The sequence below is a fragment of the Enterobacter cloacae complex sp. I3 genome (genome assembly GCF_014896175.1).
GTDB lineage: Bacteria > Pseudomonadota > Gammaproteobacteria > Enterobacterales > Enterobacteriaceae > Enterobacter > Enterobacter bugandensis.
Genome location: NZ_JADBQZ010000003.1, coordinates 209078 through 224160 on the forward strand (window position 1 = coordinate 209078; position 15083 = coordinate 224160).

At 55.9% G+C, this 15083-nt stretch carries 15 protein-coding genes; 4 read left to right on the forward strand and 11 right to left on the reverse strand.

Annotation, left to right across the window (positions count from 1 at the left end):
* Positions 1-5: 5 nt before the first annotated feature.
* The 8 genes from IM271_RS03480 to rppH all read right to left on the reverse strand — a co-directional run bounded on the left by IM271_RS03480 (position 6) and on the right by rppH (position 6570).
* Positions 6-329 carry a prepilin-type N-terminal cleavage/methylation domain-containing protein gene (locus IM271_RS03480; RefSeq protein WP_048960720.1) on the reverse strand — a complete coding sequence of 108 codons (324 nt, stop codon included), beginning with the start codon at positions 327-329 and terminating at the stop codon, positions 6-8.
* Positions 314-715, reverse strand: a complete 402-nt coding sequence (locus tag IM271_RS03485; protein ID WP_047367465.1) for a DUF2509 family protein — start codon at positions 713-715, stop codon at positions 314-316. Before IM271_RS03485 ends, IM271_RS03480 begins: the two co-directional genes overlap by 16 nt.
* Entirely contained in the window at positions 712-1272 is a 561-nt protein-coding gene (locus tag IM271_RS03490) for a prepilin peptidase-dependent protein (RefSeq protein WP_193052175.1), read from the reverse strand. The genes IM271_RS03485 and IM271_RS03490 overlap by 4 nt, the downstream gene beginning before the upstream one ends.
* A complete protein-coding gene (locus IM271_RS03495) occupies positions 1263-1700 on the reverse strand; it encodes a prepilin peptidase-dependent protein (RefSeq protein ID WP_370532088.1) in 438 nt (145 codons plus the stop codon). The genes IM271_RS03490 and IM271_RS03495 overlap by 10 nt, the downstream gene beginning before the upstream one ends.
* A 211-nt stretch (positions 1701-1911) precedes the next feature.
* Complete coding sequence (thyA, locus tag IM271_RS03500; RefSeq protein WP_047367463.1) at positions 1912-2706, reverse strand: thymidylate synthase; 795 nt, start codon at positions 2704-2706, stop codon at positions 1912-1914.
* Positions 2707-2712: 6 nt separating this feature from the next.
* Positions 2713-3588 carry a prolipoprotein diacylglyceryl transferase gene (gene lgt, locus IM271_RS03505; protein WP_028014284.1) on the reverse strand — a complete coding sequence of 292 codons (876 nt, stop codon included), beginning with the start codon at positions 3586-3588 and terminating at the stop codon, positions 2713-2715.
* Positions 3589-3780: 192 nt separating this feature from the next.
* Positions 3781-6027, reverse strand: a complete 2247-nt coding sequence (gene ptsP / locus IM271_RS03510) for a phosphoenolpyruvate--protein phosphotransferase (RefSeq protein ID WP_193052176.1) — start codon at positions 6025-6027, stop codon at positions 3781-3783.
* A 12-nt stretch (positions 6028-6039) separates the two neighbouring features.
* Positions 6040-6570: an RNA pyrophosphohydrolase gene (rppH, locus tag IM271_RS03515; protein ID WP_013098553.1), complete on the reverse strand. Its 531-nt coding sequence runs from the start codon at positions 6568-6570 to the stop codon at positions 6040-6042.
* 683 nt (positions 6571-7253) lie between these two features.
* Between rppH and mutH the strand changes: the two genes are divergently transcribed.
* From mutH to IM271_RS03530, 3 genes are all read left to right on the forward strand, one after another.
* Entirely contained in the window at positions 7254-7946 is a 693-nt protein-coding gene (gene mutH / locus IM271_RS03520; protein WP_028014286.1) for a DNA mismatch repair endonuclease MutH, read from the forward strand.
* A 128-nt stretch (positions 7947-8074) separates the two neighbouring features.
* Positions 8075-8293, forward strand: a complete 219-nt coding sequence (locus IM271_RS03525) for a YgdI/YgdR family lipoprotein (protein ID WP_014885085.1) — start codon at positions 8075-8077, stop codon at positions 8291-8293.
* A 131-nt stretch (positions 8294-8424) separates the two neighbouring features.
* Positions 8425-9465, forward strand: a complete 1041-nt coding sequence (locus IM271_RS03530; protein WP_028014287.1) for an NADP(H)-dependent aldo-keto reductase — start codon at positions 8425-8427, stop codon at positions 9463-9465.
* 45 nt (positions 9466-9510) lie between these two features.
* Here the strand turns inward: IM271_RS03530 and lplT are convergent, their stop codons facing one another.
* Positions 9511-10704 (reverse strand): lysophospholipid transporter LplT, encoded by a 1194-nt coding sequence (lplT, locus tag IM271_RS03535; protein WP_028014288.1) that lies wholly within the window; start codon positions 10702-10704, stop codon positions 9511-9513.
* A complete protein-coding gene (gene aas / locus IM271_RS03540) occupies positions 10697-12856 on the reverse strand; it encodes a bifunctional acyl-ACP--phospholipid O-acyltransferase/long-chain-fatty-acid--ACP ligase (protein WP_048999244.1) in 2160 nt (719 codons plus the stop codon). The genes lplT and aas overlap by 8 nt, the downstream gene beginning before the upstream one ends.
* Before the next feature lie 624 nt (positions 12857-13480).
* On the opposite strand from aas, the gene galR reads away from it, so the two are divergent.
* Complete coding sequence (galR, locus tag IM271_RS03545; protein WP_028014290.1) at positions 13481-14497, forward strand: HTH-type transcriptional regulator GalR; 1017 nt, start codon at positions 13481-13483, stop codon at positions 14495-14497.
* Here galR and IM271_RS03550 read toward each other — a convergent pair.
* Positions 14458-14943, reverse strand: a complete 486-nt coding sequence (locus IM271_RS03550) for a GNAT family N-acetyltransferase (RefSeq protein WP_041908378.1) — start codon at positions 14941-14943, stop codon at positions 14458-14460. The two genes, galR and IM271_RS03550, sit on opposite strands and share 40 nt — an antisense overlap.
* Positions 14944-15083: the final 140 nt, after the last annotated feature.

The window sequence follows — 15083 nt, forward strand, 5'->3', positions numbered from 1 at the left end:
CCCGACTACTGGCTAACCGGGCAATGCAGACGCGTGATTTCACCGCGTCGCCCCAGAGGAGAAATAAGTGTAACCGTGATGCTGACACATCCTGCGTGCGTTGTCTGCACCCGACTGGCCTGCCAGCCTGCGGGCAGAACATTTGTTGAGAGCTGAGCCTGATTCCAGGCGTGGTGCCAGAGCTGACGATACTGGTTAAACAGCGTAAACCGCGCCGCCAGCGCCCGATGATAGCCGGCCAGTGCCGTGACGATGATGACCAGCAGCATCATCGCCAGCAGAACCTCAACCATGCTAAATCCTTTTTCTTTGCTTACGGCAGCTGGCATAGCGAACGTTCCTTTAGCGGGCAAAAATCACTCCAGCCGTGAGGCGAAAAGCGAATATTACCGTCAATAATCTCTCCTGAACGCCAGAGCAGCAGGTCGTTGACTCCGGCAATCAGTAATACAGTGGTCTCACTCAGCCGCCGCAAACACACTTGCCAGGCGGGTGCCTTTTTGCACTGGACTTCAGGATCGGGTGACCAGCTCTGAACGCGTCCCCACTCAAGCGCTGACTGTACAGAAGCCTGCTGCTGCAGCGAACGGCTCTCACCGCCAACGAGCGCGCTGAATGTTGTCAGTTGCTGGTTAAGGCCGGTGAGGATCAGCGTACCAAGCACCAGTAAAAGTAGAACCAGCGCCAGCGAAGACATACCGCGTTGACGGTTCACAGGTTGTACCCCGTGACCGTATACAAAGCCTGATAAGGCTCTCCTTGATCGCCGTTGCGCAGGGCGGACAGTTCGATATTCAGCTCCGGCGCAAACCCGGTGTGTATTACTTTCCTCACCACAAAATGCGCGATGGCGAGCCTGTCCGGGTCCGTGAGCTTTTCCCATCCCTGACCTTCACACGAGGTTGCCCCACGAAGCGTTTCCAGCGCGCCCGATTCCAGACGAAAACCGGTGCTGTCGTTTTCTGATGCACTGCGATCCCAGCGACCATTACTGTTGGCATCCCACCGAACAATGACGCAACTGCCCTGCCTTGCGATCGCCAGCCCTTGCCCCTGGCAGTTCCCCGCACAGTAACCCGCACGCTGAAGCTGTTTGCCGAGAGCAAACAGGCGCTGCCAGACCTCTTCTTCCAGCTCTCTCTGGCCGGATTGCAGTAATACCGCCTGCTGCAATCCGGGTAGAAAGCGCGATGCGCCAATCAACAACAGGCTACTGATGGCCGTAGCAATCAGAACTTCTGTCAGCGAGAAACCGCGTTGTCTCATCGACATGAACCTCCTTGTGAGACCTTACACATTCTGATGCGCCCTCCGTCTGAGACCAGGATAAGCCATTCTCCGGCACGGCTTTGCAGGCGTATCCGCCCTGCCCATGCCGTATCCCTTAACCCATAGAACCCTAATGACGGTGTGACCTCGCTCACCGCGACCTCTGGCCAGAGTGGAATCAGAACAAAGGGGCTGCCCTTCTCACAGCCTTGTACGGCAGCGCTCACGAGACACTCCTGTCCCCCAACCCGCAATTGGGTTATGTGATGATCGCGGTTGTACCTGTTGGCATCATTTCGCAGAAATACCAGATAGTCGCGCACCTGGCTGGCGGTTTGCCACAGCCGCTGCTGCCGCTGCCAGCTGTCCCAGCCGTACAGACCTGAGGCGCTGAGTATGACAACCAGCGAGACTGCCACCAGCGTTTCGATAAGCGTAAAACCGTTCTCTTTTTTCATGCGGGAAGTGTGGCGATTCGCCGTGGGCGTGGCGAGCGGTGAATAATGGTTTTACGAGGCGTTATCCGAAGTATCAGGAGAGTTGCAGCGCGTTGCACGTTTTCTGGATAACGCCTCGGAAAAGGGGAAATAGATGAAAAAAAACCGGCGCTAAACAGCACCGGTTATGTCACGCTTTACCGCATCAGATAGCGACAGGCGCTTTGATGCCAGGGTACGGGTCGTAGCCCTCAATCTCAAAATCATCAAAGCGGTAATCAAAGATCGATTCCGGTTTGCGTTTGATAATCAGCTTCGGCAGCGCGCGCGGTTCACGAGTGAGCTGAAGATGCGTCTGTTCCATATGATTGCTGTAAAGATGGGTGTCTCCACCTGTCCAGACGAAATCACCCACTTCCAGGTCGCACTGCTGCGCCATCATGTGGACTAACAGCGCATAGCTGGCAATGTTAAACGGCAGGCCGAGGAACACGTCACAGGAGCGCTGGTAGAGCTGGCAGGAGAGCTTGCCGTCTGCGACATAGAACTGGAAGAACGCGTGGCACGGAGCCAGCGCCATTTTATCCAGCTCGCCCACGTTCCAGGCGGAAACGATGATTCGGCGCGAGTCCGGATCGTTTTTCAGCTGGTTCATCACGGTGGTGATCTGGTCAATATGGCGGCCATCAGGCGTTGGCCATGCGCGCCACTGCTTGCCGTAAACCGGGCCCAGGTTGCCGTTTTCATCTGCCCATTCGTCCCAGATGGAGACGTTATTTTCGTGCAGATACGCAACGTTGGTGTCACCTTGCAGGAACCAGAGCAGTTCATGAATGATCGAGCGCAGGTGGCAGCGCTTCGTCGTCACCAGAGGGAAGCCTTCTTGCAGATTGAAGCGCATCTGGTGGCCAAAAATGGAGAGCGTACCGGTACCGGTACGGTCGTTTTTCGGCGTGCCCTCATCGAGCACTTTTTTCATCAATTCAAGATACTGTTTCATGGTTCCTCAGGAAAGTTGTTGCTGTGGACGACGACGATACGCCCAAATCATCATAATGGCACCCGCGACAATCATCGGAATGGAGAGGATCTGCCCCATGCTGATGTACTGTACCCATTCGCCGGTAAACTGCGCATCCGGCTGGCGGAAGAATTCAACGATGATGCGGAACGCGCCATAGCCAATCAGGAACAGTCCGGAAACAGCTCCCATCGGGCGCGGCTTGCGAATAAACAGGTTGAGGATGATAAACAGCACCACGCCTTCCAGCGCCAGCTCATACAGCTGGGACATATGACGCGGCAGCACGCCGTAGGTATCGAAAATGGACTGCCACTCCGGGTGCGACGGCAGCAGCGCGATATCTTCCGCACGGGAGCCCGGGAAGAGCATCGTGTACGGTACGCTTGGGTCAACGCGGCCCCACAGCTCACCGTTAATAAAGTTGCCCAGACGACCCGCCCCCAGACCAAACGGGATCAGCGGTGCGATAAAATCAGACACCTGGAAGAAGTTACGTTTGGTGCGTTTGGCAAAAATCACCATCACCAGGATCACCCCAATCAGGCCGCCGTGGAAGGACATGCCGCCGTCCCAGACGCGGAACAGGTAGAGGGGATCGTTCAGGAACACCGGGAAGTTATAGAACAGTACATACCCAATACGGCCACCGAGGAACACGCCGAGGAAGCCCGCGTACAGCAGGTTTTCAACTTCGTTTTTGGTCCAGCCGCTGCCAGGACGGCTGGCGCGACGGCCCGCGAGCCACATGGCAAAAATAAAGCCCACCAGGTACATCAGACCGTACCAGTGAAGCGAAACAGGTCCTACTGAGAAAATGACCGGATCAAACTCCGGAAAATGCAGATAACCACTGTTCATCTGTCACCACAAGATGTTGTTATTCCGCTGAAAGTGGACAGCGGTAGACATGCGATTCTGCCTTAAGCAGAGGCTCCAAAGTTGCGAATCATAGCATAAGGTGGGCGCGGAGGATGCGCCAGAGATGTAAAAGATGTGTATAGGGTTTTGTGCGCACTGGCGCCCTCTCCACAAGGAGAGGACGAAAGACGATTAGCGACCACCGCGGATCAGGCCGCCCATACCGCGCCGTTCCATAAATGCCGCCACCTGGTGACGAACCTCTGCGGCCAGCTGCGCCCCAAGGCTGCGCTCAGCCAGCTCGCGGGCATCATTGATGTCGATATGCCGCAACAAATACTTCACGCGCGCTACTGCGCGGCCGTTCATTGACAGATGGCGATACCCCAGACCAATCAGGATCGCGACGCACATCGAGTCTCCGGCCATTTCACCGCACAGGCGGAGATCAATACCGTACTGTTCAGCCTCACGGGCAATCATCGCCAGCGCGCGAATGATCGCCGGGTGCAGGCTATCGTAGATACTGGCGACGCGGGTGTTGTTCCGGTCGACGGCCAGAATATATTGCGTCAGGTCGTTGGTACCGACAGAGATAAAATCAACGCGATTTGCCAGCTGCGGCAGCATAAAGACCATAGATGGCACTTCGAGCATGACGCCGATCCGTGGTTTCGGGATCGCATAGCCAATCATCTCTTCCACTTCACGACCAGCACGTTCGATCAGGCGCCGCGCTTCGTCGATTTCATCTATGCTGGTGACCATCGGCAGCAGGATACTGAGATTGCCCGTCGCGGCGTTGGCGCGCAGCATCGCGCGCACCTGAATCAGGAAGATCTCCGGCTGATCGAGCGTAATGCGGATCCCGCGCCAGCCCAGACACGGGTTCTCTTCGCTGATGGGCATATACGGCAGCTGTTTATCCGCCCCGACATCCAGGGTTCGCAGGGTGACAGGCTTGTCGTTGAACATCTGCAACATTCCCTGATACTGCGCCACCTGCTCCTCTTCGGAGGGGAAACCGCTCTGCAGCATGAAGGGGATTTCAGTGCGGTATAAACCGATTCCGTCGATGCGGCTGCCAAGCTTCTCTTCGTGCTCGGGGCTTAAGCCGGCGTTGAGCATGACTTTGATCCGCTCTCCGCTTTTCAGCTGCGCGGGCAGGTTAACGTCATCTTCCGCCAGCTTGCTTAATTCATTCTCTTCGCTGATGAGACGCTGATATTCCTGGAGCAGAACCGGCTCAGGATCGACCAGCAGTTCACCGCGGTAACCATCAACCACCAGCGTGCGGCGGTGCAGCACCGAGGGCTGAATATCCGCCCCCATAACGGTAGGGATACCGAGCGCGCGCACCATAATGGCGGCATGGGAGTTCGCTGCACCATCACGTACGACAACCCCGGCGAGTCTGTCCTGCGGCAGCTCGGCCAGCGTTGTTGCCGAAAGTTCATCGGCCACCAGCACAAACCGTTTTGGCCAGGCATTCGGCCCCTGAATGGTGTCATCGAGGTGGAACAGCAGGCGCTGTCCCAGCGCGCGCAGATCGCCAGCCCGCTCTTTCAGATAACCGTCGGTCAGGGCAGCGAACTGCTCGGCAAATTTTTCGATGACCTTTTTAACCGCCCACTCCGCGACGGCGCCTTTATCAACCTCAGCAAAAAGCTCACGGCGCAGACGCGCGTCGGAAAGCAGGTGCGAGTAGAGGTCGAAGATGGCCGCCGTCTCTTTTTGCGCACCAGCGGCAAAGCGCTTGCTGTAGCGACGGAACTCATTGGCCGCCTCTTCCAGCGCGGCGGTAAGACGCTCGCGCTCCAGCGCTTCATCAAGCGTAGAGGCTTCGTAGACCTGCTCCATCAACGGCAGCGTGGCGTCCATCCAGCCTTCCGCAATCGCCACCCCTGGCGAGGCCGGAAGGGCGCGAATGCGCGTATGGCGGTACTGACCAAAGAGCGCAGCAAGCTGAGACTGGGAGAGGATCGCCGCCATCTGTGTCGCCAGCGTGACGAGGAAGGACTCTTCGCTTTCATCATACTGACGCAGCTCGCGCTGCTGGACGACCAGCACACCGAGTAGCTGACGACGCTGAATAATCGGCACACCCAGAAACGCGCGGAAGCGTTCTTCTTTTACGGAAGGGATGTATTTAAAGCTGGGGTGTTTTTGCGCGTCGGCAAGGTTGATAGGTTCAGCCAGCCGCCCAACCAGACCAACGATACCTTCATCAAATGCGAGCGTTACGGTGCGCCCCCGCGGCTTTTTCAAACCGCGGGTCGCCATCAGGTAATAGCAGCGCCGATCGTGGTCGGCCAGATACACCGAACAGACCTCGGTCTCCATCGCAAGACAGATGTCAGTGACCAAAATATTCAGCGCCTCGTTGAGGCGCGGAGCGCTGGCCACCTTCTCGACTATTTCTCGCAAGCGGGTGAGCATGATTTGCGTAGCTTAACCTCTTTTACGTCGCCAGGCAGGTGCGCTCTGCGGCTTAGGCGGGATCTCCTGAAGCTGCATCACCACACTTGCAAACTCTTTCATCACCCTACGGTAAACATCGCGCTTAAATGACACGACCTGACGAACAGGATACCAATAGCTCACCCAGCGCCAGCCATCGAACTCCGGCGTACTGCTGGTTTGCATATTGATGTCCGAATCGTTGCCCACCAACTGCAGAAGAAACCACTTCTGTTTCTGGCCGATACAAACCGGCTTTGTGTCCCAACGCACCAAACGTTTCGGTAACTTGTAACGCAACCAGTTGCGGGTCGAGGCAAGGATGCGAACATCTTTTCGGCTTAAACCGACCTCTTCAAAAAGCTCCCGGTACATCGCTTGTTCTGGGGACTCTCCCGGATTGATCCCGCCTTGCGGGAACTGCCAGGAGTGCTGACCATATCGACGGGCCCACATGACCTGGCCCTGACGATTACAAATTACTATTCCTACGTTCGGGCGGTAGCCATCGTCATCAATCACCGGACTACCCCAAACTAAACCTTATATATGAATGATTGTTTCACACTACAGTGAGGCGGTAAACCACTCTCTTACAGGCCTGCAACCTAATAACATTTGAATAACTCACAAATAAGCGCAGAGTTATAAACAGATGTGCGTTCTCAAGGGCAATTTTATTCACCTTTTCTGTGGATATAGTTGTGAAGAAGTGTCTGATTACCGATGAACAACCTGAAATGGCCTCTGCCCTCCCGTTTCTCGCCTTCAACATAAGGCCATATTTTTCATTATCTTATATTCATATCGACAAACAAAATGCAGAATAGCGTGACGATCGTCACAGCAGGGATCGTCGTGCTGATGAAAGATCGAACAGCGTCGGTTTTATCCACAGATTGTGCCAATAAGTTAGGCACAATTTGTCTGAAATTTGGATTTTCGTCGCACGTCAAGGCTGTAAATTGAAACAGTAGTCAGGGTTATGCCCAGTTATCCCATTTTTCTGTGGATAACATGGTGTAAGATCCTGTTTATTGTCAGTGACCAGATTTGAACAACCCGTTTTGCGTCCCTGATGAAACCGTGAAAAATTCATAAAAAAACCTATAAATCATGCACATGGAATATTGGTACAGAAAAAGTTAAACTCTATCCACAGGGGACTGTTTCTTCGTTTATTTTTTAATCAAAAGGTTATCGTCATGCATCCGCTTTCACCCTTGCTCTCACCGCCTTCGAGCGAAAGCCAGTTGCTACAGCAGGCTCAGCGCCTTGCAGGCTTCTCGCTGGGCGAACTGGCGGCGATGGCAGGGCTACAGATCCCGAAGGATCTGAAACGAGATAAGGGCTGGATCGGCATGCTTCTGGAGCTGTGGCTGGGGGCAAGCGCCGGGAGCAAGCCAGAGCAAGATTTCGCGGCCCTTGGCGTAGAGTTAAAAACTATTCCTATCGACCGCCAGGGTCGGCCCCTGGAGACTACCTTTGTCTGCGTTGCGCCCTTAACCGGCAATACCGGCGTAACGTGGGAAACCAGCCACGTGCGCCATAAGCTGAATCGCGTGCTTTGGGTTCCGGTTGAAGGCGAACGGCAGATCCCGTTAGCTGAACGCCGCGTTGGCGCGCCGCTGCTCTGGAGCCCGGATGAAGAAGAGGAGCATCAGCTGCGCCTGGACTGGGAAGAACTGATGGACATGATTGTGCTCGGTCAGGTCGAGCGAATTACCGCCCGGCACGGAGAAGTGTTACAGCTGCGCCCGAAAGCGGCAAACAGCAAAGCGCTTACCGAGGCGATCGGCGCGATGGGCGAACCCATACTGACGCTGCCGCGCGGTTTTTATCTCAAAAAAAATTTCACCGGCGCGCTGCTTGCTCGTCATTTCTTACTTAAAACATAGTTTTTTACTTATTTTGCGAGCTCACAAACATAATCGCCTGGTTTTTAAGATTTTACCGCTTCACCCTGTAGCTATAACGGGTTAATACTACACTATGATTTGATACGAGCCAGATGAGGACGATAACGATGAAAAAATGGGCGGTGTTAATTTCAGCAGTCGGGTTGGCGTTTGCCGTTTCGGGCTGCAGCAGTGATTACGTCATGGCGACGAAAGACGGCCGGATGATCCTGACTGACGGTAAACCTGAAGTCGACGATGATACCGGTCTGGTCAGCTACCACGACCAGGCAGGCAATAAAATGCAGATCAATCGCGACGAAGTCTCGCAAATTATTGAGCGATAACAGTCGGAGGTCAGTAGCCTACTGGCCTTTTTGATTTTTTTCTTCCCCTTTTGCTTCCCCTCTGCCATGTTTATATTCCTTTGTCGGGAGGTTCCTGACGCGGTCTACATGTCTATTGAAGGAAGCCGGCTATGCATTATCACCGTATCCCCCACAGCGCTCTGGAGATAAGTCAACTGGGGTTGGGCACGATGACATTTGGTGAACAAAACAGCGAAGCCGATGCCCATGCACAACTCGATTATGCCGTCAGCCAGGGGATTAACCTGATTGATGTTGCAGAGATGTACCCTGTGCCTCCACGCCCTGAAACGCAGGGACTTACCGAAACCTATGTCGGTAACTGGCTGGCAAAACGCGGTAACCGAGAAAAGCTGGTTATCGCCTCGAAAGTGAGTGGCCCCGCGCGAAACAACGATGCCGGGATCCGCCCAAACCAAATCCTCGATCGCAAAAATATCCGCGCCGCGCTGGACGCGAGCCTGAAGCGCCTGCAAACCGACTATCTCGACCTTTACCAGGTCCACTGGCCGCAGCGTCCAACCAACTGTTTTGGCAAGCTCGGGTATAGCTGGAACGAGAGCGCCCCCGCCGTTACGCTGCTGGAAACGCTGGAGGCGCTGACCGAATGCCAACGCGCGGGAAAAATCCGCTACATTGGCGTGTCCAACGAAACGGCCTTTGGCGTAATGCGCTATCTGCACCTGGCGGATAAACACGATCTGCCGCGCATCGTCACCATCCAGAACCCGTACAGCCTGCTTAACCGCAGCTACGAGGTGGGGCTGGCTGAAGTGACGCAATATGAGGAAGTGGAACTGCTCGCCTATTCATGCCTCGGTTTCGGCACCCTGACGGGGAAATACCTGAACGGTGCGAAACCGGCCGGGGCGCGTAATACCCTCTTTAGCCGCTTTACCCGCTACAGCGGCGAGCAGACGCAGAAAGCCGTTGCAGCCTATGTGGATATCGCGAAGCGCCACGGCCTGGATCCGGCGCAGATGGCGCTGGCCTTCGTGCGCCGTCAGCCGTTTGTTGCCAGTACCCTGCTTGGCGCGACGACTATGGAACAGCTGAAAACTAACATTGAGAGTTTCCATCTGAACCTGAGTGAAGAGGTGTTAGCCGAGATTGAAGCGGTCCATCAGGTTTATACCTATCCTGCGCCGTAGCTGATGCTTTTGCCGGGTAAGGCGAAGCCGCCACCCGGCTACTTATTAACGGCGACGCTGCCAGATCCACAATCCCGCAATCGCCGCCGCGAACAGCCCACCAAATCCGACGCCAATCGCCACCACCGGGACACCCACTTTTACCGCCAGCGAGTAGAGCCCCAGCATTAACAGCATGGCCAGGTTTTCACCGAGATTTTGAACCGCAATGGCATTCCCCGCCCCGACGGTCTGCTTGCCACGCTCCTGGAGTAACGCATTCAGCGGTACCACGAAGAAGCCCCCCAGAATACCAATCAGGATCAGCAGAGCATAAGCGGGCAATAACGCATGTTGCAGCGAGAAAATAAGCACCACGAGGCCAATCAGGATCCCCGCTGGCATGCAGCGTGCAACCGTTTCAAGCGTCACCAGCTTCGCCGCCGCGCCCGCCCCAGCCACAATCCCGATCGCCACCATCGCATTCAGATAGGTCGGCGTCGCGTTGTCGGTGATCCCCAGCGCCACCGGTACCCACAGAACCAGCAGGAAGCGCAGCGTGACGCCCGCCCCCCAGAACATACTGGTTCCCATCAGGGAGAAACGCGTTTCCCCGTTACGCCACAGCACGCGGCACGCGTTAAAGAAACTGCCGGTCATCGGTTTAAAGCGCCAGGACTGGCCCGGGCGAGCCACCGGCAGCTTCGGAATAAACAGGTTAGCCACAACCGCCCCACCATACACCACTGCACACACGCCCAGGGCAGCCAGAACATGCCAGTCGGCCAGCACGCCGCCCGCGACGGAGCCGAGGAGGATAGCAGCGATAGTCGACGACTCCATCAGACCGTTGGCCTTCACCAGCTTATCGCCCGTAGTCAGTTCTCCGAGAATGCCATACTTCGCTGGGGAGTAGGCGGCAGCGCCGATGCCCACCAGCGTATAGCCAATAAACGGATTGAAGCCGAAGCAGATACTGGCAGCGCCCAGCAGCTTGAGACCGTTGGCAAACATCATCACCCGGCCTTTGGGGAAACTGTCCGCCACCTGCCCCACAAACGGGGCAAAGATAATGTAAGCGCCCACAAACACCATCTGCAGGATCGGCTGACTCCAGTCAGGGTAAAACTCGGCTTTCAGCAGCGCCAGCGTGGCAAACAGCAGCGCGTTATCACCGAACGCAGAGAGAAACTGCGCGGCGATGACGGCCATCATGCCTTTCGACCTGAGGGAGGTGTTAGTGTGTACTGACTCACGCATTTTGCTGTTCCGCCTCTTCAACCATACCTTTCAGGGTCACGAAATCGGGCTTGCCGCTACCCAGCACCGGAAGCTGCTTCAGGTAGCGAATATCGCGCGGCACGGCCAGCTCTGGAATGCCATGCTCACGCGCATAGCTCAGTAACCTGTCGCGCTTAAGCTCAGCATCAGTGGTAAACAGCACCAGCGCCTCGCCTTTGCTGGCATCGCTCTTCACGACCGTGGCGTGCATCTTCTCGGCGGACACGGCCGTCGCCAGCTGTTCAACCATTTCCAGAGAGACCATCTCACCGGCGATTTTGGCGAAGCGTTTTGCGCGCCCCTGAATCTGTACAAAGCCTTGCTCATCGAAACGAACGATGTCACCGGTGTCGTACCAGCCGGTTTCAATCTCGCCGTTGACGTTTTCCGCCGTTGGCGCTTCCAGCACGCCTGGGTTTTCCACGCGCAGGTAACCGTTCATCACGTTCGGCCCTTTCAGCTGCAGGCGGCCACCGTCCTCAATGCCCGGCACCGCCAGCAAGCGCGCATCCATCCCCGGCAGAATTCGCCCCACCGTTCCCGGTTTCGCCGCCATCGGCACGTTAATCGAGACCACGGGCGCGCACTCGGTAACGCCATAGCCTTCGAGGATGCGCAGGCCAAACTTGTCCTGCCAGATCTGACGCGTGCTCTCCTGCAGCTTTTCCGCACCGGCCACCACGTACCGAACGCGGAAGAAATCATACGGATTGGCGAAACGGGCATAGTTACCCAGGAAGGTTGAGGTCCCGAACAGGACGGTGCAGTTACGGTCATACACCAGCTCCGGCACAATGCGGTAGTGCAGCGGGCTGGGATAGAGGAACACCTCGGCACCGGTCAGCAGCGGCGTGAACAGCCCCACCGTCAGGCCAAAGGAGTGGAACAGAGGCAGCGCCGACATAAAACGGTCATTCGCGGTAAAGTCGGCAATGCTTTTGATCTGCTCAACGTTCGCCAGAATACTCTTGTGGCTGTGGACGACGCCTTTCGGGTTACCCTCCGAACCCGACGTGAAAAGGATAATCGCGTCATCTTCCGGCTGCTGTTTGACCTGAGCCAGATGCGGCACCAGCAGATGCGCAAAAATCCACAGCTTGTCGCCGGTGGTCACGTCCGCTTTTAGATCTTCCAGGAAGACCCAGCGTACCTGGGTCAGCTGTTCCGGCAGATGCCACAGCTTGCCTTTGTCCAGAAACTGTCGGGAGGTAAAGATGGTATTGATTTGGGCGGCGGTAATGGCGCTGGTCAGCCCTTTCACGCCCGCCGTGTAGTTCATCATCGCCGGTATACGGCCACGGGAAACCGCACCAAAAATCACCGCCGCGCTGATGCCCGCGTTTGGCAGCATCAGGCCGATCTTTTCGCCCTTTTTGCTGTACTTCTCAAGAATGCGGCCCACGAACAGCGTCTTGGTCAGCAGTTTACGATAGGTATCAGGGGTAAAGTTGATGTCTTCAATGCAGTTTTTCTTCGCGCCGTAGCGGTACTGCGCCGAAAGCAGGGATTCATACAGCGTTTCGCGCGGACGAACGGCCATGCGCGCTTCCATCATAATCTGGTGCAGCATTTCCCCGGCGATTTTACGGCGATCGCGGGCACGCGGCGCTTCCGGCATCGGTAACGACGTTGGCGGCATGATATGCAGCGTGATTTTGGGGAACAGACGCTGCTTCACCAGCCCCTTAAGGCGGCTGAAATGGGTCAACTCTGCGCCTTCAATGCGCAGCGGCACTACGGTCGCGTTTGATTTCGCCGCGACAAATCCCGCGCCGTCGTAGATTTTCATCAGCGAACCGGTCACTGAAATGCGCCCTTCCGGGAAAATGACCACCGGACGCCCCTGCTCTACCAGACGTACCAGGTGTTTAATCATCATCGGCTTTGTCGGGTCAAGCGGTACGAAATCGATCAGTGGGGTGAGCCAGCGCATATACCACTGCTGGCTGATGGAGGTATAGACCGCAAACACCGGACGCACGGGCAGAAACAGCGCAAGCAGGATGCCGTCTATAAAGGAAACATGATTGGGTGTGATAAGAACGCGCTCGCCACGAAGCGCCTGGGCATCGCCAGTGACGCGGATGCGAAAAAGAATACGGAACAGTGTACGGAAAAACCCAAATAGCATCTCAACTCCCTTTGCCAGACAGTGTGGTGGGTTGACAGTAAATGGTGGCAGATTACACGAGAAGTGATACGGGAGCGACAGCAAAAGTGGAGGCGAAAAAAAACCTGCGCATCCGCGCAGGTTGGTGCAAGAGATGAGTACGAAACCGTACTAAGAATTCTCACCAATCAATACCTCTGGGATCTTGATTGTGGCTGTTGAACCTGCGCTTCGCCAGCAGGAAAACGCAAGGGAATGAGCCGAAATGCAACCAGGTGTGAATATTCTCTTTTGCTGTTACAGGTTGAACGATCAGGCAAAAAAAAACCTGCGTAAGAACGCAGGCTGGTGTAAGTCGTGTTAATCAACCGGAGTTGATTCCACCTATCAATACCTCTGGGATCTCGACTCTACCAACCTCTTTAACGTCATCGCCACCGGACAATCGCAACAGCCTGAGGCAAAGTGTAACTAAAGGTTCAGAATGACATTCTTCTGACATGACCAGGCGTGTAACGATTACACTACCAGGGTTGGTCTGCGTCACGTTTGTGGCGCGCGGAAACCGGCTTCCCTTGAATGGACGTCACTTTTCCGCAACACTATTCAGTGTGTAAACGCTTACCCCAAATAAGAAGGTTATAAATGGCGACAATAAAGGATGTGGCTCGTCTGGCAGGTGTGTCGGTAGCCACCGTCTCCCGCGTGATTAATGATTCACCCAAAGCCAGTGACGCATCACGCCAGGCGGTACAAAGCGCCATGGAAACCCTGAACTACCATCCGAATGCCAACGCCCGCGCGCTCGCCCAGCAGTCAACAGAGACTATTGGGCTGGTGGTGGGAGACGTTTCCGACCCCTTTTTCGGTGCCATGGTAAAAGCGGTTGAACAGGTCTCTTATCAGACGGGTAATTTTTTGCTGATCGGCAATGGCTATCATAATGAACAAAAAGAACGCCAGGCCATCGAGCAGCTGATCCGCCACCGCTGCGCTGCGCTGGTGGTACACGCCAAAATGATCCCGGATGCCGAGCTAATACACCTGATGAAGCAAATGCCCGGCATGGTGATTATCAACCGTATTATCCCCGGCTTTGAAAAACGCTGTGTAGCCCTCGACGACCGCTACGGCGCCTGGCTTGCGACCCGTCATCTGATTCAACAGGGTCATACCCGGATTGGCTATCTCTGCTCCAATCACCCCATTTCTGATGCGGAAGACCGCCTGCAGGGCTACTACGACGCCCTGCGCGAAAACGGTCTGCCGTGCAATGACCGTCTGGTGGCCTACGGTGAACCGGATGAGAGCGGCGGCGAACAGGCCATGACGGAGCTGCTGGGTCGCGGACGGAATTTCACCGCGGTCGCCAGCTATAACGATTCGATGGCCGCCGGGGCAATGGGCGTCATGAATGACAACGGGATCGAGGTGCCGGCGGAAATCTCGCTAATTGGCTTCGACGATGTTTTGGTCTCCCGGTACGTGCGCCCGCGCCTGACCACCGTACGCTACCCCATCATCACGATGGCCACCCAGGCCGCAGAGCTGGCGCTGGCGCTGGCCGAACAACGCCAGCCGCCGGAGATTACCCATCTCTTCAGCCCAACGTTAGTGCGCCGTCACTCCGTTGCTGCGCCCGCTGACGCGCAGAGCGAATAGCGATACAGGTGTACCGTTTTATCCGGATACTCCAGCCCATCGCCAATATACTGCCAGCCGTAACGTTCATAGAAGTCACGGCAGGCAGACCAGAGATGAAGTTCCTCGTACCCGGCCCGTGCGGCGAAGCGTATAACATGCTGCTGTAACTTTCCTGCCAGCCCCTTGCCGCGCGCCGCGTCGTCAACGTAGAGCGCCGCCAGCCACGGACAGAGATCCTGACGGGTAATCAAATCACAGCGCCAGAGTCCCACCGTCCCGAGAAGCCGTTCATCCTCTACGGCGATAAAGGTCAGCGGCAGGGCACCCGGCGTCTGGCTGTGCTCGACGATGCTATGGAAAAAATCCCGCGCAAGCCCCTCGCCAAAGGCCTGCCAGAGCCAGTCGGTGACCTGCTCCGCATAGCGCGGTGCCTCGTAAAGCGGGAGAATGACGGTCTTTTTCACGTTTCACCTGCGTTTTTAATGAATATGCTGGCCTGACGCCTCCAGCCCGGTTTGGCGATTATTTTACCAGAGTCAGACTATTTAGTTTTACTTCCGGCAGGCCAGGCGAATCGTGACCAAAAAGCGTGATCGTGGCAGAA